At 37.8% G+C, this 386-nt stretch carries 1 protein-coding gene; it reads left to right on the forward strand.

Features of this window, described 5'->3' with window-relative positions:
- The coding region (locus CG11_RS30640) for a hypothetical protein (RefSeq protein ID WP_197043982.1) at nucleotides 1-351 on the forward strand (351 nt) is incomplete at its 5' end.
- Between the last annotated feature and the right edge of the window lie 35 nt (nucleotides 352-386).

Raw genomic sequence — 386 nt, forward strand, 5'->3', positions numbered from 1 at the left:
GGCATTCATCGCTTGGAACGTGTTTTTCTCAAAGGAAAAGTATTTGAATGGGCGGTTTTGTATGATAATAAAACGGGTAAAATCAACGCTTATTACCATCCTCAAAAGCAGGATCAAGCCTTGAGTAAAGAAGCTTTTCAACAGCTCTTAGGCAGCGTCAAACTAAAGCTTTATATCATTTACAAAGCGGCTTACAAATTAAAAACAGGTCGCACCAAAGGCTTAAGTATGCCAATTGAACGACTGGATGAAACGCCTCAATATTGGAATCAAGACGTAGAGCGGATTATGGTCTATCAAAACGGACAACACACGCATAATTTTATCAAAGGACAATTTTTTAGAGTATGACCTATTATCAAGCCATTGAGCAAATCAAGGTTCTA

The organism is Aureispira sp. CCB-QB1 (genome assembly GCF_000724545.1).
In the GTDB taxonomy this organism is placed as follows: domain Bacteria; phylum Bacteroidota; class Bacteroidia; order Chitinophagales; family Saprospiraceae; genus Aureispira.